Annotated in this window: 25 protein-coding genes; 20 read left to right on the top strand and 5 right to left on the bottom strand. The window is 70.9% G+C overall.

Annotation, left to right across the window (positions count from 1 at the left end):
- Positions 1-119 precede the first annotated feature (119 nt).
- From ABZ471_RS13670 to ABZ471_RS13710, 9 genes are all read left to right on the top strand, one after another.
- Positions 120-2249, top strand: a complete 2130-nt coding sequence (locus tag ABZ471_RS13670) for a hypothetical protein (RefSeq protein ID WP_359065841.1) — start codon at positions 120-122, stop codon at positions 2247-2249.
- A 211-nt stretch (positions 2250-2460) separates the two neighbouring features.
- Entirely contained in the window at positions 2461-2652 is a 192-nt protein-coding gene (locus tag ABZ471_RS13675; protein ID WP_359065843.1) for a hypothetical protein, read from the top strand.
- 18 nt (positions 2653-2670) lie between these two features.
- A complete protein-coding gene (locus ABZ471_RS13680; RefSeq protein ID WP_359065845.1) occupies positions 2671-3177 on the top strand; it encodes a hypothetical protein in 507 nt (168 codons plus the stop codon).
- A gap of 16 nt (positions 3178-3193) precedes the next feature.
- Positions 3194-3643 (top strand): single-stranded DNA-binding protein, encoded by a 450-nt coding sequence (gene ssb / locus ABZ471_RS13685; RefSeq protein WP_359065847.1) that lies wholly within the window; start codon positions 3194-3196, stop codon positions 3641-3643.
- 114 nt (positions 3644-3757) lie between these two features.
- Positions 3758-4708 carry a bifunctional DNA primase/polymerase gene (locus ABZ471_RS13690; protein WP_359065849.1) on the top strand — a complete coding sequence of 317 codons (951 nt, stop codon included), beginning with the start codon at positions 3758-3760 and terminating at the stop codon, positions 4706-4708.
- Positions 4705-5121 carry a hypothetical protein gene (locus tag ABZ471_RS13695; RefSeq protein WP_359065851.1) on the top strand — a complete coding sequence of 139 codons (417 nt, stop codon included), beginning with the start codon at positions 4705-4707 and terminating at the stop codon, positions 5119-5121. The genes ABZ471_RS13690 and ABZ471_RS13695 overlap by 4 nt, the downstream gene beginning before the upstream one ends.
- Positions 5118-6572, top strand: coding sequence for a phage/plasmid primase, P4 family (locus ABZ471_RS13700; protein WP_359065853.1), 1455 nt, complete (start codon positions 5118-5120; stop codon positions 6570-6572). Before ABZ471_RS13695 ends, ABZ471_RS13700 begins: the two co-directional genes overlap by 4 nt.
- Positions 6573-6625: 53 nt before the next feature.
- On the top strand, positions 6626-6874 hold the full coding sequence (locus tag ABZ471_RS13705) for a helix-turn-helix domain-containing protein (RefSeq protein WP_359065855.1): 249 nt from the start codon (positions 6626-6628) through the stop codon (positions 6872-6874).
- A gap of 86 nt (positions 6875-6960) precedes the next feature.
- Entirely contained in the window at positions 6961-8196 is a 1236-nt protein-coding gene (locus tag ABZ471_RS13710) for a site-specific integrase (protein WP_359065857.1), read from the top strand.
- 37 nt (positions 8197-8233) lie between these two features.
- Here ABZ471_RS13710 and hisN read toward each other — a convergent pair whose 3' ends face one another.
- Positions 8234-9034: a histidinol-phosphatase gene (gene hisN, locus ABZ471_RS13715; RefSeq protein WP_359065860.1), complete on the bottom strand. Its 801-nt coding sequence runs from the start codon at positions 9032-9034 to the stop codon at positions 8234-8236.
- A 180-nt stretch (positions 9035-9214) separates the two neighbouring features.
- Here hisN and ABZ471_RS13720 point away from each other — a divergent pair, with 180 nt between their 5' ends.
- Positions 9215-9820 carry a TetR/AcrR family transcriptional regulator gene (locus ABZ471_RS13720; protein ID WP_359066076.1) on the top strand — a complete coding sequence of 202 codons (606 nt, stop codon included), beginning with the start codon at positions 9215-9217 and terminating at the stop codon, positions 9818-9820.
- Positions 9821-9961: 141 nt separating this feature from the next.
- On the opposite strand, the gene ABZ471_RS13725 is transcribed toward ABZ471_RS13720, so the two are convergent.
- From ABZ471_RS13725 to ABZ471_RS13740, 4 genes are all read right to left on the bottom strand, one after another.
- Complete coding sequence (locus ABZ471_RS13725; protein ID WP_359065862.1) at positions 9962-10285, bottom strand: multidrug efflux SMR transporter; 324 nt, start codon at positions 10283-10285, stop codon at positions 9962-9964.
- An 84-nt stretch (positions 10286-10369) separates the two neighbouring features.
- Positions 10370-11380: a ribosome small subunit-dependent GTPase A gene (rsgA, locus tag ABZ471_RS13730; RefSeq protein ID WP_359065864.1), complete on the bottom strand. Its 1011-nt coding sequence runs from the start codon at positions 11378-11380 to the stop codon at positions 10370-10372.
- 16 nt (positions 11381-11396) lie between these two features.
- Complete coding sequence (aroA, locus tag ABZ471_RS13735) at positions 11397-12713, bottom strand: 3-phosphoshikimate 1-carboxyvinyltransferase (protein WP_359065866.1); 1317 nt, start codon at positions 12711-12713, stop codon at positions 11397-11399.
- Positions 12714-12741: 28 nt separating this feature from the next.
- Entirely contained in the window at positions 12742-13464 is a 723-nt protein-coding gene (locus ABZ471_RS13740; RefSeq protein ID WP_359065868.1) for a M50 family metallopeptidase, read from the bottom strand.
- 50 nt (positions 13465-13514) lie between these two features.
- On the opposite strand from ABZ471_RS13740, the gene ABZ471_RS13745 reads away from it, so the two are divergent.
- The 10 genes from ABZ471_RS13745 to ABZ471_RS13790 all read left to right on the top strand — a co-directional run bounded on the left by ABZ471_RS13745 (position 13515) and on the right by ABZ471_RS13790 (position 23464).
- Complete coding sequence (locus ABZ471_RS13745; protein ID WP_359065870.1) at positions 13515-14330, top strand: SOS response-associated peptidase; 816 nt, start codon at positions 13515-13517, stop codon at positions 14328-14330.
- A 1-nt stretch (position 14331) separates the two neighbouring features.
- Entirely contained in the window at positions 14332-14961 is a 630-nt protein-coding gene (locus ABZ471_RS13750) for an alpha/beta family hydrolase (protein WP_359065872.1), read from the top strand.
- A 255-nt stretch (positions 14962-15216) separates the two neighbouring features.
- On the top strand, positions 15217-15900 hold the full coding sequence (sigR, locus tag ABZ471_RS13755) for an RNA polymerase sigma factor SigR (protein ID WP_359065874.1): 684 nt from the start codon (positions 15217-15219) through the stop codon (positions 15898-15900).
- Positions 15897-16199 carry a mycothiol system anti-sigma-R factor gene (gene rsrA / locus ABZ471_RS13760; RefSeq protein WP_359065876.1) on the top strand — a complete coding sequence of 101 codons (303 nt, stop codon included), beginning with the start codon at positions 15897-15899 and terminating at the stop codon, positions 16197-16199. The genes sigR and rsrA overlap by 4 nt, the downstream gene beginning before the upstream one ends.
- Before the next feature lie 124 nt (positions 16200-16323).
- Entirely contained in the window at positions 16324-17634 is a 1311-nt protein-coding gene (locus ABZ471_RS13765; protein ID WP_359065878.1) for an HD-GYP domain-containing protein, read from the top strand.
- Positions 17631-18869 carry a metal-dependent phosphohydrolase gene (locus tag ABZ471_RS13770; RefSeq protein WP_359065880.1) on the top strand — a complete coding sequence of 413 codons (1239 nt, stop codon included), beginning with the start codon at positions 17631-17633 and terminating at the stop codon, positions 18867-18869. The genes ABZ471_RS13765 and ABZ471_RS13770 overlap by 4 nt, the downstream gene beginning before the upstream one ends.
- A gap of 180 nt (positions 18870-19049) precedes the next feature.
- A complete protein-coding gene (locus ABZ471_RS13775; protein ID WP_359066078.1) occupies positions 19050-20030 on the top strand; it encodes a tetratricopeptide repeat protein in 981 nt (326 codons plus the stop codon).
- A gap of 73 nt (positions 20031-20103) precedes the next feature.
- Positions 20104-20754, top strand: a complete 651-nt coding sequence (def, locus tag ABZ471_RS13780; protein WP_359065882.1) for a peptide deformylase — start codon at positions 20104-20106, stop codon at positions 20752-20754.
- A 260-nt stretch (positions 20755-21014) separates the two neighbouring features.
- Positions 21015-22097, top strand: coding sequence for an epi-isozizaene synthase (gene cyc1, locus ABZ471_RS13785; protein ID WP_359065884.1), 1083 nt, complete (start codon positions 21015-21017; stop codon positions 22095-22097).
- Positions 22094-23464, top strand: a complete 1371-nt coding sequence (locus ABZ471_RS13790; protein WP_359065886.1) for a cytochrome P450 — start codon at positions 22094-22096, stop codon at positions 23462-23464. Before cyc1 ends, ABZ471_RS13790 begins: the two co-directional genes overlap by 4 nt.
- Positions 23465-23473: the final 9 nt, after the last annotated feature.

The raw sequence follows: 23473 nt of genomic DNA on the forward strand, positions 1-23473 counted from the left end.
GCGGTCGCGGTGGCCGAGGAGATGGGCCCGATCTTCCGCGAGAAGCACGAGCAGGACATCGCCCGCCACGAAGACCCCCGCAACGGCACCGAGGCAGAGAAGGGCTGGAACGTCTGATCATGAATGCCGCCACCGCCAAGAAGAAGACCGGCAGTGGCCCGGTGCTGGACTGGGCGGCCGGTCACGGACCCGTGACCGGTGCCCTGTCCGCCACCACCGGAGCCTTCGCCCTCGCCACCACCGGCGCCGCAACCGGCATGCCCCCCGGCTGGACCCTCGCCGCCGGCGCCGCAGGCGCCCTCGGCCACACCATCACCGGACTGCGCGCCCGCGCCGCCGGCCGCACCCTCGCCACCCGCGCCACCACATGGCTCCTCGGAGCCGGCTGGACCACATGGGCCATGGCCACAGGTCCGCTGACCTGGGCCGCCCTCGGATCGCTGGCCACCCTCGGCATCGGCATTGGTGCCTCCGCCCGCGCGTCCGCCTTGTATGAGGAGTCTCGGGAGGAGGAGGCCTTGGCCGCGGCTGAGCGGCAGGTGGCCCGTGAACTGTCCGCGGAACGCCGGGCGATTGCGGCGGAGTGGGTGGACCGGATCCAGCGCGTGTGCGGGATCACCGTGCGGGTGCTGGCAGTCGAGCAGTGGCCCACCGGGGCCGGGTTCTCCATCGACGCCGAACTCCCGCCCGGCGGCGCCACCTGGCAGAAGATCGCAGGCGAGTCCACCCGGCTGTCCGCGGACGCCCGTCTGCCGCACGGCTGCACCGCCACCGCCTCACCGGGCATCGACCAGGGCCGGGTCATCATCGACGTGACCACCGTCAACGTCCTCGCCAAAGAGCGCACCTACCCGTCCGACTACGGGCCCCTGTCCGTGCTCACCGGGATCCCGTGGGGCTACCGGACCAACGCCGAAGAGATCCGGGCCTACCTGCGCGAGCAGTGTGCTCTCGTGGTCGGCCCGACCGGATCCGGTAAGACGAACATGGTCCACGGGATCCTGGCGGGGTTCGCCCGCGCCGACGACCTCCTGACCTGGGTCATCGACCTCAACGCCGGATCCGCCGGCCTGCCCTGGGTCCTCCCCGCCCTCAACGGCGAGATCAAAGGATCCGACGGCAAGCCTGTGCGGCCGGGTGTGGACTGGCTCGCCGGCACCTACGACGAGGCCCTGACCATGCTGGACACCGCGGTCCGCGTGGCCAAGCAGCGCAAGATGCGCTACCAGGACCTCCTCGCCCGCCACAACACCGACCTCCTCCCCATCAGCCCGCAGATCCCCCAGATCATGCTCGTGATCGATGAGGGCGCGGAGATCCTGGCCAGCCCCGACCGGGCCATGCGCAAGCTCGCGGAGAAGATCCTGGAAGTGATCCGGATCGCCCGCGCCATGGGTATCCGCACCGTCCTGACCGCACTCGGCGCCACCAGCAGCGTGCTGGGCAACCTGATGATCCGCCGTGAGGGAAAGGTCCGGGTGGCGCTCACGGGCGGTGAGACCGAGGGTATGAACCTGGACAAGATGTTCCCCGGTGCCCGCGGTCTGCGCGTCGACCAAGCCCCCTACAAGGGTGCCGGGTTCATGGGCACCCCGGAGTCCCCGGCCGCGCTCTTCAAGACGTGGCGGATCCTGCCGAACCAGATCCGGGAGATCATCGCCGCCACCTCCGACCGGCACCCCGTCCTGGACGACATCTCCGTCAAGGCAGCCGGACCCGCCTACGTCCGCCGCTGGGATGCCGATCGCATCGCATGGATGCGCGACGACACGGCCGGCACCGGCCCGGCCCCGGCGTCCTCGGCACAGGCGCCGGTGGGTGGAGCGCTGAACCTGTCCGCGCTGCGCACCGACCAGCCGACGGCGGTGTCGGAGGAGGACGACCTGGCCCGCCGATTCCGGGAGGAGATCGACGCACACTTTGGCACCGCCCCCGAACCCGCCAACTCCGAGCGGGAGCGACCGGAGCGCCCGGGGCTGAACCTGTCCGCACTGCGCGACAGCAACGGCGCGGTCCCCGAGCCGGGGGCTGTGTCGGGGCGGGATGGCGGGCCGGACTGGCTGCCGGATGCGATCACCGCCATCCGCGATGCGGGGGCCACGGGCATGAAGCCGTCCGCGGTCGCCGATCTTGTCGGCCGCAGCCGGCAGGCCGTGCGCGACGCCCTCAAGTCCGCAGCCGAGCGGGGTGAGTTGGTCTACCGGGATAACGGACCGCACTCGGTCTACGTCCACCCCGACCACGCCTGAGTACTCACAGACGGCTACTGACTACTGGCTACCGGCAACTTGCCACTAGCCAGTAGAACGGCCCGCTACAGGCCCTCTGGGGCCCTCAACTGGCAATTCTGAGTTGCCAGTAGCCACTAGGCAGTAGCCACTACGACCACACACCGTAATCAGACGAGTGGGCGGCACCGGGAGCGGTGCCGCCCGCCGCTCGTTCCCTGGGAGGCCGCTCGTGATCGTGACCCTGTCCGCCGTCGCACTCCTCGGGGTGCTGGCCTTCGTCCTGCTGCGGGGCCGCTACGTCGGCCCGTTCAGCGCTCTCGTGCTGTTCCTGTTCGGCTTCTTCACCGCCAGCACCGGCGCCTCCGGCCCCATCCGCGCCATGTGCCTCGCTCTCGCCGACGCAGCCCGCCACATCACCTGACCCCGGCAGGAGCCCACCATGCCCGAACACGACCAGCCCGCGGCCTGGCAGCCGCGCATGACCGACACCGAAGCCACCGCCGAAGCCCGCCGGATCATCGAAGACGCCTACCGGCAACCCGTGCCGCAGATACCGACCGCCTACCGCGACCCGGCGCCGCTGCCCGCCTACGGCAGCACCCCACCCGTCCCGCAGCCGGACCAGCGGATCGTCCCCGCATGGGCCGCCGGGACCGCGGTCGCCGGCATTGGTGTCGGCGCCACCTGCGTCGGGATCGGCTGCGGGATCTGGCTCGCCTGCCAGGGATTCGCCGCCGTCACCCTCACCAGCGTCCTGTTCGTCACCCTCCCAATCGCAGCCCTGGCCGCCGTCGCCACCGCCATCGGATCCGCAGTCCGCTCGGTCAAGGCGACCCGCACGGAGACCCACCACCACTACTCGGGCCCGGTCCGGGTGGAGAACAACGCGATCACCGCGCCCGCGTACGGGCTGATCGCCCGCAACCGCAACGAACTCAACCGCTGAACCGGAGAGGAACCCCATGTCGTTCGGAGAGACTCCGATCACCCTCGTCGGCAACCTGACCGATGACCCGGAGCTGAAGTTCACCGAAGGCGGCGCCGCGCTGGCGAAGTTCACGATCGCCGTCACGCCTCGCGCCTTCGACCGCACCTCGAACCAGTGGAAGGACGGCACCACCGCGTTCTACCGCTGCGCGGCCTGGCGGGCCCTGGCCGAACACGTCGCCGAGTCCCTGGGCAAGGGTTCGCGCGTCGTCGCCATGGGCCGGATGCGGCAGCACGACTGGACCACCGACCAGGGAGAGAAGCGCTCCATGCTCGCTGTCGAGGTCGACGACATCGGCGCCTCCGTCCGCTTCACCACCGTCCAGATCAACGCCAAGCGGCCCGCCCAGAACGGCCCGGCCGCAGACCACCCGTGGAACACCCCGGGCAACCCCGCCGAGCCGGGCAACGAGCCGCCTTTCTAGACACGCCCCGGGGCGACCGCCTCTCTCGCCAAAGACACGCGGCCGCCCCGGATTCCAGTCCCATCCAAGAGATCTGGAGACCTCCAGCATGACTCATCCCCCGGGGGCCACGGTATGACCCTCATCAACGTCACCGGCATGCCGCTGGTCGGCCTGGACAGCCTCCACCTGCTGGCCTCCGCCCTGTGCGCGGCTGAGCGGGGCTGGCCGGTCATCCCGCTGCACCCCGGCAGCAAGCGCCCGGCCGGGCATCCCGAACGCTCCTGCCCCGGCACCGGCCGGTGCGCGGACGGGCACCGCACCCCCGAGCAGCGCGCCACCACCGACCCCGAGCTGATCCAGGCCGCGTGGGCGCGTACCGCGTACAACGTGGGGATCGCCACCGGCCCGGCCGGGCTGCTGGTGATCGATCTGGACGTGTGCAAGCCGGAAGAGGAAGAAGGAGCGCCTGACGGCGCCACTTCCTTGACCACGCTCTGCGAGCGCGCCGGCGAGCAGCTTCCGCCCACCTACCAGGTGCGGACCCCGAGCGGGGGACGGCACCTGTACTTCACCGCCCCGCCCGACGGGCGGCTGCCCGGCAGCGTCAACCGGCTCGGACCTCACATCGACACCCGCGCCTGGGGCGGCTACGTCGTCGCCCCCCACAGCACCACCCCCGACGGCGCCTACGCGGTGTGGGACGAAACCCCCGTGGCCGCACTGCCGTGCTGGCTGGTCCCGCTGCTGACCGAGCCGTCCAAGCCAGCGGTGGCGCCGGCGCCACTGCTGATCCCCGGCCGGGTCACCCGACGGGCTGAGGTGGCCTTGGAGCGCGAGGCGGCCATCGTCAGGGATACGCCTGAGGCCGGGGGCCCGCAGGGCGGCCGTAACGAGCAGCTTCTGGTGAGCGCCCGCGCGCTCGGGCGGTTCGTCGCGTGGGGCGAGATCCCGCGGGACTTGGTGGAGGAGGCTTTTCAGGGGGCGGGAGAGGCGGCCGGACTGTCCGCGTCAGAGTGCCGCGCCACCATCCGCAGCGCCTTGGACTGGTCCATCCGCAACTGCTGGCCCAGGGACGCCGCATGACCCCCAGTCCTGAAAAGCCCACCCCATCCACCACACCCGGTTCGCGCCCGGCCCAGGGCGGCGCCGATGAGCGCCGTGGCACGAAGAGCGACGGCCGACAGGCCGTCCTTTCAGCTCGTCGTCCTGACCTGCACCCGGCCGACCACCGCAGCCACAACCCCGACGACCCGACGCCGGACCGGCCGAGGATCCGCATCTACGCCGCACCGGTCTACCGCCACCACTACGACGGCGCCCGCTGGTCCAAGCGCTACGGCGCCACCCCCACCGCTGCCTACGCCTGCTCCTGCGGCCAGACCGGCACCGTCACCGGACAGCACGCCGTGGCCGCTCTGGTCACAGAGTACGAAGCCCACCAAGCCGTCTGCACCGGAGCACCCACAGGGCACACCGAAGGGAGGGCCGCCGCATGACGGACGCTCGCAGTACCGACGGGGAGGAGCTGCCGCCGCCCAGCAACCCCCTCGCTGTCGCCCGCAGGGTGCTGCCGGACTGGCAGAACGAGGACGGACGGCTGGTGTGCCGGCGCTGGCGCGGCTCCTGGATGCGCTGGACCGGTACCCACTGGCGGGAGATGGACGACGCACAGGTGCGCGCGGCCATGTACACACGCCTGGAGCACACCACCTACCAGGCCCCCGGCAAGGACGGACAGCCCGAAGGGCGTGACTGGGCACCGACCAAGCAGAAGATCAGCAACCTTCTCGACGCTCTAGGAGCCATCACCCTGCTGCCCACCGACACCGACGCGCCCGCCTGGCTCGACGCCGACGCGGACGCACCGGACGGAGGGCAGATCGTGGCATGCGAGAACGGGCTGCTGCGCATCCGGGACCGAGCGCTCCTGCCGCATGGGCCCGGCTTCTTCAACCTGGTCTCCGTTCCCTTCGCCTACGACCCGCAAGCGACCGCACCGACCTGGGAACGCTTCCTGGCACAGATCTGGCCCAACGATCCCGACGCCATCCAGGCAGTTCAGGAGTGGTTCGGCTACGTCCTGTCCGGCCGCACCGACCAGCAGAAGATCCTGCTCATCGTCGGCCCATCGCGTTCCGGCAAGGGCACCATCGCGCGTGTCCTCAAAGAGCTGGTCGGCAAGGACAACCTGGCTGGTCCCACCCTCGCCGGACTGGGCACCAACTTCGGGCTGTCCACCCTCGTCGGCAAGCCGCTTGCGGTCATCTCCGACGCCCGCCTCGCCGGCAACGACAACAGCCAAGTCGTCGAACGGCTGCTCACAATCTCTGGTGAGGACACGATCGACATCGACCGCAAGTACCGGGAAGTGTGGACCGGCAAGCTCCCCACCCGGCTGATGATCCTGTCCAATGAACTGCCGCACTTCGGCGACTCCTCCGGTGTCATCGCCAAGCGGTTCGTGCTGCTCAACATGCGGGTCTCCTGGCTGGGCAAGGAAGACCCCACCCTGTTCGACCGGCTCGTCACCGAGATGCCCGGCATCCTCAACTGGGCGCTGGAAGGCCTCGCCCGACTCCAGCGCACCGGCCGGATCACCGAACCGGCATCCAGCCGCGAGGCAATCACCACCATTCAGGACACTGCATCCCCCACCAGTGCATTCGTCCGCGAACGCTGCACCACCGGACCCACGTGCAGCGTGCCCGTGGACGCTCTGTGGTCCGTCTGGCGGGAGTGGGCCGAGGACAACGGCGTACGCCCCGGCACCAAGCAGGTCTTCGGCCGCAACCTGCTCTCCGTGGTGCCTCAACTCAGCCGCTCCCGGCCCCGCGACGCCTACGGCCGGCAGGTGGTCACCTACACCGGGATCACGCTGCGGCAGTGCGAAACACATTTGCGTGAGTCGCGACTCATCGCGTCTCAAGACCCCTCTGAGTGCCGCTGAGTGCCGTTGAGTCGCGACTCAGAGCAATGTTTTTCTAACTTCCGGAGGACGCAGTGACGCCATCCCGGGTCCTTGAGGAGACCGGCCCCCGGGCCATCCTGCGGGGCGGTCTCCCCGACCGGTACCTCACACCCGACGACATCGCCGAGATCTTCGAAGTGCCGAAAGAGACCGTCTATCAGTGGCGGAGGAAGCGTATCGGCCCGCCCGGCTTCCGCGTCGGCAAGTACGTCCGCTACGACCCTGCCGACGTCCGCGCCTACGTCGCGCAGCGCAAGAGCGCAGACCAAGACGCCGCGTAGCCGACAACCACCCAAGGACAGCAGGGAGAGCCGCGCCCCAGCGGCTCTCCCTGCTGCATGTTGAGATGAGAGAGGACCACTGCCGCATGGCCGGCCACATCCAAGACCGCTGGTTCAAAACCCAGACCGGCCCCGACGGGAAGACGGCCCGCGTCAAGACCGACCGCCACGGCACAGGCATGCGCTATCGCGCCCGCTACATCGGCCCCGACGGCACTGAGAAGTCCAAGAGCTTCCCCGACGGACAGAAGCGCCTCGCTGAGAAGTGGCTGTCCCAGATCGAGGCGGACATGACGCGCGGGCAGTACATCGACCCGCGCGCCGGTCGCCTCACCGTGCGGCAGCACGCGGAGCGGTGGCTGGCCTCACTCACCATGGACCCGGGCACCTACGTCGGAACCGAGCAGCGCATCCGTCTGCACGTCCTGCCGCACCTGGGCAGTCGCTCCCTCGACTCGCTCAGGCCGACGCACATCCGTGAGTGGCTGCGAAAGCTCCAGGACGGCGGAGTTGCGCCCGCCTATCAACGGGTGATCTTCGCGAACTTCTCAGGGATGCTGACGGCGGCTGTGGAAGACCGCCTGATCCCGCACAACCCCTGCCATTCGTCGTCGGTGCGGGCGCCCAAGCTGGACCCGCGCCACATCGTTCCTTGGCAACGTGAACGAGTGCTCGCGGTTCGCGCGGCACTACCGAAGCCGTTCGGCGCGATGGTGGATCTGGCCGGCGGGTGCGGCATGCGGCAGGGCGAGGTCTTCGGCCTGGCCGTTGACGACGTCGACTTCACCGAAGGCGTGGTCCACGTCGTCCGGCAGGTCAAACTCATCGCCGGGCACCAAGTCTTCGCACCGCCCAAGGGCGGCAAGACGCGCACGGTGCCTTTGCCGGAGACCGTCGCCCAGTCACTGGAGGAGCACATCACGCAACACCCGCCCACCGCCGTAGCGCTGCCGTGGCGGGCGGTCGACGGCCCGCCCCACACGGCATCCGTTCTCTTCGCCAACCGCGAGGGACGCGCCGTCAACCGCAACGTCTTCAACCGCCTGGCATGGCGTCCTGCCCTCGACGCGGCGAAGGTCCCGCGTGGACGGGAGAACGGCATGCATGCGCTCCGGCACTTCTACGCGTCCGTGTTGCTGGACGCGGGGGAGAGCATCAAGGCCCTGTCCGAGTACCTGGGACACCACGACCCGGGCTTCACGCTGCGGACGTACACCCATCTCATGCCAAGCAGTGAGAAGCGGACGCGGGAGGCGGTGAACCGGGCCTTCGGGGGCGGCCCGGACGCCGATGACGGCCCCACGACGGCCCAGGCGGCCTGAGGAAGGGGGAAACCAGCAGGTCAGGCCGCAAGCGCCGTCAGTAGCGCTGGTTGAGATACCCCAGCAACTCGTCGTGCAGCAGGCCGTTGGACGCGGCCGCGTTGCCGCTGTGCGGGCCCGGGCGGCCGTCGAGGCCGGTGAAGGTGCCGCCGGCCTCGGTGACGATGACCGCGGTGGCGGCCATGTCCCACAGGGACAGCTCCGGCTCCGCGCACAGGTCGACCGAGCCCTCGGCGACCATCATGTACGGCCAGAAGTCGCCGTACGCGCGCGTGCGCCACACCTCGCGGGTGAGGTCCAGGAAGCCGTTCAGGCGGCCCTGCTCCTCCCAGCCGGAGAGCGAGGAGTACGCGAAGGAGGCGTCCGCCAGCTTGCCGACGCGCGAGACGTGGATGCGGGTCGCGGAGGTCAGGCTGCGGCCGCTGAAGGCGCCGTGGCCCTTGGCGGCCCACCAGCGGCGGCCGAGGGCGGGGGCGGAGACGACGCCGACGACGGGCTGGTAACCGCCCTCGGCCGCCTCCATCAGGGAGATGAGGGTGGCCCAGACGGGGACGCCGCGGACGTAGTTCTTGGTGCCGTCGATCGGGTCGATGACCCATCGGCGGGGCCCGGTGCCCTCGATGCCGTACTCCTCGCCGAGGATCGCGTCCCGGGGGCGGGCGCGCTGGAGCTGGCCGCGGATGAGTTCTTCCGCCGACCTGTCCGCTTCGCTCACCGGGGTCATGTCCGGCTTCGTCTCCACCTTCAGGTCAAGGGCCTTGAAGCGGGCCGTGGTGGCGGCGTCGGCCGCGTCCGCGAGGACGTGGGCGAGGCGGAGGTCGTCGAGGTAGTCCGGCATGGAACGAACGCTATCTGTCGAGGGGGTACGGGGCTACAGGGGGCTGCGTGACGAGGGCGCCCGCAGCTGGGCGGGTGCGTGGACGGCCGAGGGCGCCCCCCTGTGCCACCGCGAACCCTTGACAGTGCATGTATGCGCGTCAAATCTGGGCGCAGAGCCGCTCGCCCCAGGGAGGCGATGATGCCTGCAGCCCGGGAATCGCTACTGGACGCCGCCTACACGGCACTCGCACGCCGGCCGTGGTCGGCGGTGCGGATGGTCGACGTGGCCGCGGCGGCCGGGGTGTCCCGGCAGACGCTGTACAACGAGTTCGGGAGCAAGGAAGGGCTGGCCAGGGCGCTGGTACGGCGGGAGGCCGACGGGTATCTCGCCGGGGTGGAGCGGGCCCTCGCCGCGCACACCGATCCGCGGGACCGGCTGACCGCCACCGCCGAGTGGACGGCGTCGGCCGCCCGGGACAACGCGCTGGTGCGGGCCATGCTCACCGGTTTCTGGAGCGAGCGCCTGCCCGCGCCGACGCTGTCCGCCGTGCCGTCCTCCTCCGCCGTACCCGCACAGCGCCGCGCGGACGGACCACTGCCGTCGCCCGGCGATTTCGTGCGGATCGTGCGGGACCGGGCGGTGACGGTGCTGGCCGGTCCCGTCGCGGCCACGGCGGACACCAGCGAGCTGATCCGGTCCTGCGAACTGGTCGTACGGGTCGCGCTGTCCTGTGTCGCGGCCCCGCCGGGCCAGGGCGGCGTGGCGGACCTGGTGCGGAGCGCTCTGTTCCGGCAGACGGTGTGAGCCCCGCTCGTTCAACGGGCCTGGCCCGGCGACGTGTTCAACGGGCCTGGCCCGGCGACGTGTTCAGCGGGTCGAGCCCGGCAGCGTGTTCAGCAAGTCGCGCCCGGCGGCCCGTTCAGCGGGCCGAGCCCGGCTCCGTGTTCAGTGGGCTGAGCCCGACAGCTGGAGGCCGATGACGCCGACGATCACGAGCGTGATCGAGACGATCTTCAGGGTCGACACCAGGTCGCCGAGGAAGACCATGCCGTAGATCGCGGTGCCCGCCGCGCCGATCCCGGTCCACACGGCGTACGCGGGTCCGACGTCGAGCTTCCTCAGGGCGAGCGTCAGCAGGCCGAAGCTGCCCAGCGCGAAGCAGGCGAAGGCGATCGTCGGCCAGAGCCGGGTGAACCCGTGCGAGAGCTTCAGGCACACGGCGAAGCCGGTCTCCAGAATCCCGGCCACGATGACCAGCAGCCACGCCATGTGCTGTCCTCCCGTAGGTCCGGCTCTCCGGCTCGGTGCGATTATGCACTTACCGGCCTCGGGCCTCGGCAAACAACGCGGTGCTCAGTCGCCTTCCCGGCGCTCCCGCGTGGCCAGCAGCCGCCGCAGCGAGTACAGCCGAGCCGGGTCGGCGTGCCCCTCCTCGACCCACGTGTCCAGCGCGCAGTCCGGCTCGTCGTGGCTGCACGCGCGGGGACAGCCCTCCGTGCCCGGCTCCAGGTCGGGGAAGGCATGGATCACCCGGGACGGGTCGATGTGCGCGAGGCCGAAGGAGCGCACGCCCGGGGTGTCGATGACCCAGTCGTCCACACCGGTGAGCGGCAGGGCGAGGGCGGAGGTGGTGGTGTGCCGGCCGCGGCCCGTGACCGCGTTGACGTGTCCCGTCGAACGACGGCGGTCCTTCGGGACCAACGCGTTGACCAGGGTCGTCTTGCCGACGCCCGAGTGCCCCACGAAGGCGGTGATCTTGCCGTCCAGGTAGGCGCGCACCCGGTCCGCGGCGTCGCCGTTCTCCAGCTCCTCGCGGCTGGTGACGACGTAGGGGATGTCCAGGTGGCCGTACAGCTCCAGCAGCTTGTCGGGCGGGGCCAGGTCCGACTTGGTCATCACCAGCAGCGGTTCCAGACCCCCGTCGTAGGCCGCGACGAGACAGCGGTCGATCAGGCGCGGGCGCGGCTCCGGGTCGGCGAGAGCCGTGACGATCGCCAGCTGGTCGGCGTTGGCGACGACCACACGCTCGTAGGGATCGTCGTCGTCGGCCGTGCGGCGCAGCACCGAGGCGCGCTCCTCGATGCGCACGATCCGCGCGAGCGTGTCCTTCTTGCCGGACAGATCGCCGACCAGGGACACCCGGTCGCCGACCACGGCCGCCTTGCGGCCCAGCTCGCGGGCCTTCATCGCGAGGACCGTACGGTCGTCGACCAGGCAGGTCAGCCGGCCCCGGTCGACGGTGAGGACCATGCCCTCGGCCGCGTCCTCGTGCTTGGGCCGGATGTTCGTACGCGGCCGGTTGCCCTTGCGGTTGGGACGGCTGCGGATGTCGTCCTCGTCGGTGTGCTTGCCGTAGCGGCGCATGGTTCCAGTCCGCCCGTCAGTTCCCCAGCATCCCGGTCCACAGGTCGGGAAAGTCGGGCAGGGTCTTCGCCGTCGTCGCCACGTTCTCGATCTGCACACCCTCGACCGCCAGACCGATGATCGCACCGGCCGTCGCCATGCGGTGGTCCTCGTAGGTGTGGAAGACGCCGCCGTGCAGCTTGCGCGGGCGGATGTGGAGGCCGTCGGCCGTCTCGGTGACGTCGCCGCCGAGTTCGTTGATCTCCTTGGTGAGCGCGGCCAGCCGGTCCGTCTCGTGCAGCCGCAGATGGGACACGCCGCGGAGGGTGGAGGGGGAGTCCGCGAGGGCGGCCACCGCCGCGATGCCCGGGGTCAGCTCGCCGACGTCGCCCAGGTCCACGTCGATGCCGTGCAGGGCGCCCGAGCCGGTGAACTCCAGCCCGTACTCGGTCAGTTCGCAGGAGCCACCCATCTCGGTGAAGATCTCCCGCAGCCGGTCACCCGGCTGGGTGGTGCGGGCCGGCCAGTCCGGGATCAGCACCTTGCCGCCGGTCACCAGGGCCGCCGCCAGGAACGGCTGGGCGTTCGACAGGTCCGGCTCGATCGTCAGGTCCCGGCCGAGCAGCGCGCCCGGGGTCACCCGCCACACGTTCGGCTCGCCGCCCGACTCCGGGGTGTCCACCTGGGCGCCGACCGCGCGCAGCATGTCCACGGTCATCCGGATGTGCGGCATGGAGGGCAGGGTCGCGCCCGTGTGACGGACCTCGACGCCCTGATTGAAACGGGGGCCGGACAGCAGCAGCGCCGACACGAACTGGGAGGACGAGGAGGCGTCGACCGACACCGGGCCGCCGTCCAGCGCCCCGCCGCCGTGCACGGTCAGGGGCAGCGCGCCCCGGCCGTCGTCGTCGATTCGGGCGCCGAGCGTGCGCAGCGCGTCGATCACGCCGTTCAGAGGACGCTCGTACGACCGCGGGTCCCCGTCGAAACGGATGGGACCGTCGGCCAGCGCGGCCACCGGCGGCAGGAAGCGCATCACCGTGCCGGCGTTGCCGACGTCGACCGTGGCCGGACCGTGCAGGCCCGTGGGCAGCACCCGCCAGGCCTCCCCGGATCCGTCCGGGCCCACCCCTTCCTCGATCTCCACGCCCATGGCCCGCAGGGCACCGGCCATCAGCAGCGTGTCGCGGGAGCGCAACGGGCGGCGCAGCCAGCCGGGCTCGGAGGCGAGGGCCGCGAGCACGAGGGCGCGGTTGGTGACGGACTTGGACCCGGGCACGTGGACCGTCGCGTCGACGGCTCCGCTCGCGTGCGGGGCGGGCCAGAGGGCGGGGTGCGCGGTGTTCGGGGCCATGGGGCCACTTTATAAGGAGGGTCCGGTATCAACCTTCCAGCAGCCAGCGGCCCCCACCGATCAGCGAGCACAGCGACACCGCATGGAACAGGAACAGCCACAGGCCCGCCGGAACGTGCGTCAGCCGCGCCAGCTGGTCCGCGTCCGAATCGCCCGCGCCTCCGCGCGCCCGCTTGGCCTGCAGCTCGAACGGCGGCCGTACGCCGCCGAACAGCAGGAACCACACCACCGCGTACGCGAACGCCGCCTGTACCTGCGGACCCGCCAGCCAGGACACCAGCAGGAAGGCGCCGCCGGCCAGGACCACGGTCAGGACCCCGTAGGCGTTCCGGATCATCACCAGCATGGTGACCAGCAGGGCGGTCGCCACCCACAGCAGCAGGGTGATGCGGCCGGCGGCCAGGAGCGCGGCACCGCCCAGACCCAGCAGCGAGGGGGCCGTGTAGCCCGCGGCCGCGGTGAGGATCATGCCCAGGCCGTACGGCTTGCCGCGGCTGACCGTGAGGCCGCTGGTGTCGGAATGCAGGCGTATGCCCGTGAGCTGCCGGCCCGTGAGCAGGGCCACCAGGCCGTGGCCGCCCTCGTGCGCGATGGTGATCGCGTTGCGCGAGAGCCGCCACACGGTGTGCGGGACGACGACGGCGAGTGCGGCGCCCAGGGTGGCGAGCACCACCCACAGGTCGGGGTCGGGCTGGGTGCCGGTGAGCCGGTCCCAGAGGTCGGGCAGCGCGGTGGCGGCGAGGCTGTCCATGGGTCCGAGTGGCTCCCTGTCGTCGTACGGAGTCTGGCAGTGTGGCACTTATGTGCGGACGGTATGCATCCAGTCGTAGGCCCGAGGATCTCGCAGGAACCTTTGAGATCGAGAAGTGGGAGCCCGAAGAGACCTTGGAGCCGGACTACAACGTGGCTCCGACCAAAGAGGTCTACGCCGTCCTGGACCGTCCGTTGAAAGACGCGGACGCCCCTCGTCCGGTTCGCCAGCTGCGCAAGCTCAGGTGGGGACTGGTGCCCTCCTGGGCCAAGACGCCCGAGGGCGGCGCCCGGATGATCAACGCGCGCGCGGAGACCGTGCACGAGAAGCCCTCGTTCCGGCGCGCCTTCGCCGCTCGGCGCTGCATCCTGCCCGCAGACGGCTACTACGAGTGGGTCACCGGCAGGCAGGAGCGGGAGCTGGAGGAGGAGGGCAGGCGGAAGCGCCCGCGCAAGCAGCCCTACTTCGTGCTGCCCGCCGACGGCTCGGTGTTCGCGATGGCGGGGCTGTACGAGTTCTGGCGGGACCGCACCCTGCCCGACGACCACCCGCAGGCCTGGTGGGTCACCTGCTCGGTGATCACCACCGAGGCGGAGCAGACCCCGCTGGCCGTCGCCCCCGCCGAGGGTCCGCACACGCTCGCCGAGATCCACCCCCGGATGCCGCTGATGCTCACCCCGGACCGCTGGGACGCCTGGTTGGACCCCTCCCGCACCGACCCGGACGACCTGCGCGACCTGCTGGCCCCGCCCCCGCCCGGCCTGATGCGCGCCTACCCGGTCACCACGGCCGTCAGCAACGTCCGCAACAACGGCCCGGAGCTGCTGAAGGAGCTGGAGGCACCGGAAACAGGCACACTCTTCTGACGTGACTACAGAGACGGTCGGTACGGATGCCGGGGACGCCCGGATCACCTGGCACAGGGCGAAGAAGGCGCGGCTGGTGCTGGCCGTGAGCCATGGGGCGGGAGGTGGCATCGAGGCACGCGACCTCCGGGCGCTCGCGCAGACGCTCCCCGGGCACGGGGTGAGCGTCGCCCTCGTCGAGCAGCCCTGGCGCGTCGCGGGCAAGAAGGTCGCGCCCGCCCCGAAGACCCTGGACACCGGGTGGCGCGGGGTGTGGCCCGCGCTCGCGAAGCCCGGCCTGCCGGTGATCTCCGGCGGGCGCAGCGCCGGCGCCCGGGTGGCCTGTCGTACGGCGACCGAGCTGGGTGCGCACGCCGTGCTCGCGCTGAGCTTCCCGCTGCACCCGCCGGGCAGGCCCGAGAAGTCCCGCGCCGACGAGCTGCTCGGCGCCGGGGTGCCCACGCTCGTCGTCCAGGGCGGGAACGACCCCTTCGGGAAGCCCGACGAGTTCCCGGAGGGCGACTTCGCACTGGTCGAGGTGGAGCACGGCGATCACGGGTTCGCCGTCCCCAAGCGCGCGGAGATCACCCAGGAGCGGGCGCTGGAGATCGTCACCGACGGTGTCGTGGAGTGGATCGCGTCACTCGGCTGACCCCTGGGAATGTCACACGGCGGATCACTGTTGTGGCGGACAGGAGTGCTGAAGCACCGGCACCGACGTCGTGGAGAGGAAGTCCGCCGCATGGGTTCGACCATCTGCCCGAGCCGCAGCAGCCGCACTGACCTGGACTGGACGGTGCTGCACGCGGGCAAGACCGCTCCTATTCGAGCGGCGGCAGGCCCGGGTCGTGTTCTATCCTCCGAAACGAGTGGGACCGGTTTCGGCCCCGCCCAGGATCTTGAGGAGGTGGGTCCGGTCACTGGGACCGACGCAGGGACCGACAACGGCCAGGCGGAGCAGCCCGAGGGCCGGGGCGACAGCGCGGAGACGAGGACGGAGCGCAGTGCGCGCTTCGAGCGCGACGCGCTCGAATTCCTCGACCAGATGTACTCGGCCGCGCTGCGCATGACGCGCAATCCGGCCGACGCCGAGGACCTGGTGCAGGAGACGTACGCCAAGGCGTACGCGTCCTTCCACCAGTTCCGCGAGGGCACCAACCTCAAGGCGTGGCTGTACCGGATCCTCACCAACACCTTCATCAACTCGTACCGCAAGAAGCAGCGCGAGCCCCAGCGCAGCGCGGCCGAGGAGATCGAGGACTGGCAGCTCGCGCGTGCCGAGTCGCACATGTCGACCGGTCTGCGCTCCGCCGAGTCGCAGGCGCTCGACCACCTGCCCGACTCGGACGTGAAGGAAGCACTGCAGGCGATCCCCGAGGAGTTCCGCATCGCCGTCTATCTCGCGGACGTAGAGGGCTTTGCGTACAAGGAGATCGCGGACATCATGGGGACACCCATCGGTACGGTGATGTCCCGGCTGCACCGGGGCCGCCGTCAACTGCGCGGCATGCTGGAGGACTACGCCCGCGAGCGCGGTCTGGTCCCGGCGGGTGCCGGAGAGTCGAACGAAGCGAAAGGCTCGGGCTCATGAGCTGCGGAGAGCCGCACGAGACGGACTGCAGTGAGGTCCTCGACCACCTGTACGAGTTCCTCGACAGCGAGATGCCGGACGTCGATCGCGACAAGTTCCAGCACCACTTCGAGGAATGCTCGCCGTGCCTGGAGAAGTACGGCCTGGAGCAGGCCGTGAAGAAGCTGGTCAAGCGGTGCTGCGGACATGACGACGTGCCCGCCGACCTGCGTGCCAAGGTCATGGGGCGGATCGACCTGATCCGCTCCGGGCAGACCGTCCCCGAGCACGACGTCACCGCCGCGCCGCAGGAGAGCTGAGCTCCGGCCGTACGAGCCCCGGCCGTCACCCGAATGTGCTAATCCTCGGTTCATAAGCTCCCGGATCTCCTGATGCGCGCCCTAGGCTCCGAGCCTGGACGGGCATGGTCGGGGGAGGGGCGTCATGGAGGCGGTTCCGGCGAGGGCACGGGCCTATGTGGTCTGCGTCGCCCTGCTGGCCGTGCTCAGCGCCCTGCCCCTGCCGGCCACGCATGCGCCCTGGTGGGCCCTCACCCTGCTCGCCGCGCTGTACGCGGCCTGCGACCACGTCGTACGCCGCCGCCTCGGCGGCACCTTCTACCCCGTCCTGCTCGCCGGGGCGTTCCTGCTCCCCCCGCCCGCCGCCGCACTCGTCCCGCTGCCGGCCGCCCTCCTCGCCCGTGTCGAGGACCGGCCCGTGTGGCTCCGCCGGGTGTGGCGGGCCGCGCAGCCCTCGCTCGCGGTGTGGGGCGCCGCCAGCGTCCACTGGGCGCTCGGCGGCCGGGACGCCGTCGTGGGCTGCGACTTCCCCTACGCCCTCGTGCCCGCCGGGGCGGCCGTGCTCGCCTTCTGCCTGGTGCTCACCGCGCTCGACGGCGGGATCCGGGCGACGGCCGAGAGGGTGCCCGTACGCCGGGCCTGGCGCGGGCTGCTGTCCCGCTCCCTCGCGCCGGTCGCGGTGCACGGACTCGCCGGGCTGATGATGGCCGTCCTGTGGCGCAGCCGGTACGGGCCCGTCGCCGCGCTCCTCGTGCTGCTGCCGATGTGCGTCTCCTGCTGGGTCTTCGCCCAGTACCACCGGGAACGGGCCGCCCACCAGGCCACCATCCGCGCGCTGGTGCAGGCGGTCGACATCAAGGACGGCTACACCCGCGGCCACAGCGAACGCGTAGGCCAGGCCTCCGTGATGATCGCCCGCGAACTCGGCATGGACGACGACCGCGTCGAGGTGCTGCGCTTCGCCGGCATCCTGCACGACGTCGGCAAGCTCGGCGTGCCCACTCGGCTGCTGCGCAAGGACGGCCCGCTGACTCCCGAGGAGCGGCGGATCATCGAGCTGCACCCCGAGTACGGCCACGAGATGGTGCGCGGGATCTCCTTCCTCGGCGAGGCCCGCACGGCGATCCTGCACCACCACGAACGGCTCGACGGCAGCGGCTACCCCTACGGGCTCGTGGGCACCCAGATCCCCGAGTGCGCCCGCGTGGTGGCCGTGGCGGACGCCTTCGACGCGATGACCTCCACCCGCTCGTACAGCAGGGCCCGCCCCGTCGAGGCGGCGCTCACCGAGCTGGAGCGGTGCGCCGGGACCCAGTTCGACCCCCGCATGGTCACGGCGCTCGCCCGGGCCCTCGGCCACCACGGCTGGCACCCGGCCGTCACGGCCGACGAGACGGCGCAGCGGGTCCCGGCCCAGCAGCCGGTCGCCGACAGCCGCAGCGGGGCATCCCGATGACCGCCCTCCGGCTCATCCACGCCGCCGCCGCGCTCACCGCCGCCGCCTCCTTCGCGGTCATCCTGTGGACCGGCATAGCCGACCGGGGGGTCGGGCTCGCCTTCGGGGTCCTCATAGCCGTCGGCGAGCTGACGCGGTGGAGCGGAGCCCAGGTGCGGCAGGCCGCGCCGCTGGGCACCGCCGGATCGCTGTCGTACGCGTTGCTCGGACCCGATGCGGGACACCAGACGCTGCATGACGCGCCGCAGGTCGTGACCGTCGTCCTCGCCGCCTCCCTGCTCGGCGGCGTCCCGCACATCTGGTCCGGCCGCACCCCGACCCTCGACCACCTCGCCCGCCGCGTCCTGACCGTCGGCTTCGCCGCGGTCTGCTTCCAACCCCTCTCCAACCAGGGTGCGTTCGACTCCTGGAGCGGCCCCGCCTACGCGCTGCTGCTCGTCGCCCTCCTCAGCCTCACCGCCCTGTGCGACGCCGTCCTCGCCGCCGCCCTCGCCCACTCCCGCACCCGCTGGCCCTTCGGCCCGCTCCTGCGCGACGAACTGCGCGGGCTGCTCGGCATCGGATCCGCCGTCTGCGCGACCGGCGCGGTGATGGCGCTCGCGGTCGCCGTCGTCGGACTGTGGGCCCTGCCGGTGTTCTGTCTGCCACTGCTGCTCACCCAGCTGTCCGTACGCCGCTACGCCGCCGTGCGCGCCACCTACCGGCAGACCATCGCCTCCCTCGCCCGGGCCACCGAGATAGCCGGGTACACCCCGACCGGGCACGCCCGCCGTGTCGCCACGCTCAGCCTGGCCGTAGGCCGCGACCTGGGCCTGTCCCGGCCGGCGCTGACCGTCCTGGAGTACGCGGCTCTCATGCACGACATCGGCCAGCTCAGCCTGGTCGACCCGGTTCCCGCCGGCGCCACCGCCGTCCTGTCCCCGCAGGAGCAGCGGCGCATCGCGCTGCTCGGCGGGGCCGTCGTACGGCAGACCGGGGTGGACGCGGCGGTCGCCGTGGTCGTGGAGCGGCAGGCCGACCCCTGCCGGGATCAGCCGCTCGCCGGCCGCATCGTGCGGGCCGTGAACGCCTACGAGGAGAAGGCCCGTGACGCCGGGCCCGACGGGCCGCTCCGGGCTCTGGAGGAGCTGCGCCTGGCCACCGCCGGTGACTACGCTCCCGAGGTAGTGGAGTCGCTCGCCCGGGTCCTGTCCCGGAAGAAGGACGGCGCGATGGGGGTGCCCCCAGGTGTGTAGCTCCGGGGGAGCCTCGTGCCAGGCTGGTGGCGGGAGACGGGTGGGCCTGACCCTGCCCTCGGCGGGGTAACCCATGGGTAATGAGCGCCCTTCCCACCGTACGTGGTTGGATGCGAGGGAGAGGGTGTCCGGGGGCACAAGCCAGCCCACGTGCGGAACTGGAACTGGCAGGCGGGAATCGTGAGGATCTTCGGCAAGGGACGGCACCGGCCCTCCGCCTCCTGGCGGCAGGCCACCGACCGTGCGTTCACGCTCATCGGCGACGGCCGGTACGAGGACGCGGGCGAGCTGCTGACACGCGCGGCCGACCTGGAACCCTGGCTGGCGGAGTCCTGGTTCAACCTCGCCCTGCTGCACAAGTTCCGGCACGACTGGGAGCAGGCCCGCGCCGCCGGACTGCGCGCGGTGGCCCTCCTGGACCGGGAGACCGGCGCCCCGGACTGGTGGAACGTGGGCATCGCCGCGACCGCCCTGCAGGACTGGTCGCTGGCTCGCCGCGCCTGGCAGGCGTACGGGCTGCGGGTGCCCGGCGGCGCCGCCGCCTCCGGTGAGCCGGTCGGCATGGAGCTGGGCAGCGCGGCCGTCAGGCTCTCCCCGGAGGGCGAGGCCGAGGTGGTGTGGGGCCGCAGGCTGGACCCGGCCCGGATCGAGGTGCTGTCCATTCCGCTGCCGTCGTCCGGGCGGCGCTGGGGCGAGGTCGTGCTGCACGACGGCGTTCCGCACGGCGAGCGCACGACGACCGCCGGGCACTCCTACCCGGTCTTCGACGAGATCGAGCTGTGGGCGCCCTCGCCCGTCCCCACCTGGGTGGTGCTGCTGGAGGCGGCCACCGAGGCCGACCGGGACGCCCTGGAGCAGCTGGCCGCGGACGCGGGGTTCGCGGCGGAGGACTGGTCCTCCTCGGTGCGACTGCTGTGCCGGATGTGCTCGGAGTCGCGGATGCCGTCGGACGAGGGCGACGGGGTGCACCTGGATCCGCATGACCACAGCGAGCCCGGGCATCCGGGGCCGCTGGGGCATCGCACGGACGGGCAGCTCTGGGTTCCCGAGCGGGAGTGCGGCGTTGCGGCGCCGGCCTCGCTCGTGCGGGGGCTGCTGGACGGGTGGGTCGCGGACAGCCCTGACTCCCGGGACTGGCGGGATCTGGAAGAGGTTTGCTGAGCCACTCTCGACCAGCCCCCTTTAGGCTGTACTCGCAGATTTTTCCAGGCATGCAGGAAGGCGTACGTCGGTCATGGCTCAGCAGGACACCGATCAGCAGCACGCGGGCGTGCTCCCCGTCGACGACGAGGGCTATGTCGTCGACACGGAAGACTGCGAGGAGCGCGAGCAGGCCTGGCGCGAGCGCGGCACCTCGCGGCCGATCACGGTCGTCGGCAACCCGGTCCTGCACAAGGAGTGCCAGGACGTCGCCGACTTCGGTGCGGAGCTGGACCAGCTGGTCGCGGACATGTTCGCCAGCCAGCGCACCGCCGAGGGCGTGGGCCTGGCCGCCAACCAGATCGGTGTCGACCTGAAGGTCTTCGTCTACGACTGCATGGACGACGAGGGCGTCCGGCACGTCGGCGTGGTGTGCAACCCGAAGCCGGTCGACCTGCCCGCCGACAAGCGCCGCCTCGACGACAGCAACGAGGGCTGCCTGTCCGTACCGACCGCGTACGCGCCGCTGGCGCGTCCCGACTACGCCGAGGTGACCGGCCAGGACGAGAAGGGCAACCCGATCAAGGTCCGCGGCACCGGCTACTTCGCTCGCTGTTTGCAGCACGAGACCGATCACCTGTACGGGTACCTGTACATCGACCGTCTGTCCAAGCGCGACCGCAAGGATGCGCTGCGGCAGATGGCCGAGAACGAGCCACGCTACCCCGTGGTCGCGAACGACTGAGACGCACGGCCGGGACGTCCGGCCACCGTGCGGGAGCAGCCACGACGTCGACCGCGACGCCCGGCCGGGATCTGTCCCGACCGGGCGTCGTTCGTTTGTTCGTCGCACGATTCCCGGCATCTTGGGGTGGTGAGTGGGGCAAATCCGTTCCCATAACGGTCAGTTGTGGTGCTGAATGGGAAGTGCGGGGATACGCAACGGCGCACGCCCGGCACGGCAAGGAGGGGTGTGTGCTCCTGGCGGCTGAGAGGGGACTGTTCGTGCACGCTTTCTCACACGGCACCACATCGTCGACAGCGGTCGCAGTGCCGCCGTCCCTCGCCCTCCCGGTGATCGAGGACCTGTTTCCCCGGCAACTCCACCCGTATTGGCCGAAGCTTCAGGAGAAGACACGCCAGTGGTTGCTGGAAAAACGGCTCATGCCCGCGGACAAGGTGCGGGAATATGCCGATGGTCTTTGCTACACCGACCTCATGGCCGGGTACTACACCGGCGCCTCCGACGAGGTCCTGCAGGCCATAGCGGACTACAGCGCCTGGTTCTTCGTCTGGGACGACCGCCACGACCGTGACAGGGTGCACGGCAGGGCGGCCGACTGGCGCCGGCTCAGGTACCGCCTGCACGCGGCTCTTGACGCACCCCGGCACCATCTGCACCACCCGGACCCCCTGGTGGCGGGGTTCGCGGACAGTGTGCGCCGGCTGTACGCGTTCCTGCCGCACACCTGGAACCTGCGGTTCGCCCGGCACTTCCACGACGTGATCGAGGCCTACGACCGCGAGTTCCGCAACCGGACCGAGGGGTACGTACCGAAGGTCGAGGAATACCTCGCCCTGCGGCGGCTGACCTTCGCCCACTGGATATGGACGGACCTGCTGGAGCCGAGCGCCGGTTGTGAACTCCCGGACACGGTGAGGATGCATCCGGCATATCGCCGTGCGGCACTGCTGAGCCAGGAATTCGCCGCCTGGTACAACGACCTCTGCTCGCTGCCGAAGGAAATAGCGGGCGACGAGGTGCACAATCTGGGAATCAGTCTCGTCACCCATGAGGGACTGACGCTCGAAGTAGCGGTGGAAGAAATCAGGCGGCGCGTCGAGGAATGCATCCATGATTTCTTCGAAGCCGAGATGGATGCCCTTCGGTTCGCCGCCGAAATCGACGACGGTACGTCCCGCGGAAGGGAATTGAGCGCCGCCGTGCGCGTCTGCGTCGGATACATGCGGAACTGGTTCAGCTCCGTCTACTGGTTCCACCACGAGTCCGGCCGGTACATGGTCGACAGCTGGGACGACCGGTCCACGCCCCCGTACGTCAACAACGAAGCGGCAGGTGAGAAATGACCGTCGAGTCTGTGAAGCCCGTGACCCCCGAGAGCACGGAACTGCGCGAACCGCCCCTCGCCGGCGGCGCCGTCCCGGGCCTCGGGCACGGCCTGAAGCTGGTCCGCGACCCGCTCGCCTTCATGTCCGGGCTGCGCGCGCACGGCGACGTCGTGCGCCTGAAGCTCGGCCCCAAGACGGTGTACGCCGTCACCACACCGGCGCTCACCGGCGCACTCGCACTCAGCCCCGACTTCAAGATCGACGGTCCGCTCTGGGAGTCCCTCGAAGGCCTCCTCGGCAAGGAAGGCGTGGCCACGGCCAACGGCCCGCGCCACCGCCGCCAGCGGCGCACCATCCAGCCCGCGTTCCGGCTCGACGCGATCCCCGCGTACGGCGCGGTGATGGAGGAGGAGGCGCACGCGCTGACCGAGCGCTGGAAGCCCGGCGAGACCATCGACTGCACCTCGGAGTCGTTCCGGGTCGCCGTGCGCATCGCAGCCCGCTGCCTGCTGCGCGGCGACTACATGGACGAGCGCGCGGAGCGGCTGAGCACCGATCTCGCGAGTGTCTTCCGCGGTATGTACCGCAGGATGGTCATCCCGCTCGGTCCGCTGTACCGGCTGCCGTTCCCCGCCAACCGCGAATTCAACCGGGCACTGGCCGATTTGCATCTGCTGGTCGACGAGATCGTCGCCGAGCGCAGGGCATCTGGTCAAAAGCCGGACGATTTGCTGTCGGCATTGCTGGCGGCGAAGGACGACAATGGCGACCCCATCGGGGAACAGGAGATCCACGACCAGGTGGTCGCGATACTCACCCCCGGAAGCGAAACGGTCGCCTCCACGATCATGTGGCTGCTCCAGGTGCTCGCGGAACATCCGGAACACGCGGAGAAGGTGCGCGCCGAGGTCGAATCCGTGACCGGTGGTCGGCCCGTTGGATTCGCGGACGTCCGTGGGCTCCGGCACACCAACAATGTCGTCGTCGAGGCGATGCGTTTGCGGCCGGCCGTATGGATATTGACGCGGCGCGCGGTGACCGACACCGCGCTCGGCGGCTATCGCATTCCGGCCGGGGCGGACATCGTCTACAGCCCTTACGCCATCCAGCGCGACGGCCGCTCGTACGACCACCACCTCGACTTCGACCCCGACCGCTGGCTGCCCGAGCGGGTCAAGGAGGTGCCGAAGTACGCCATGAGCCCCTTCAGCGTCGGCAACCGCAAGTGCCCCAGCGACCACTTCTCCATGGCCCAGCTGACCCTGATCACCGCGGCGATCTCGGCGAAGTACCGCTTCGAGCAGGTCAGCGGGTCGAACGACGTCACCCGCGTGGGCATCACCCTCCGGCCCCACCGGCTGCTGCTGCAGCCCGTGGAGTGGTGAGCGACGCCT

The sequence above is a fragment of the Streptomyces sp. NPDC005728 genome (assembly GCF_040630895.1).
GTDB lineage: Bacteria > Actinomycetota > Actinomycetes > Streptomycetales > Streptomycetaceae > Streptomyces.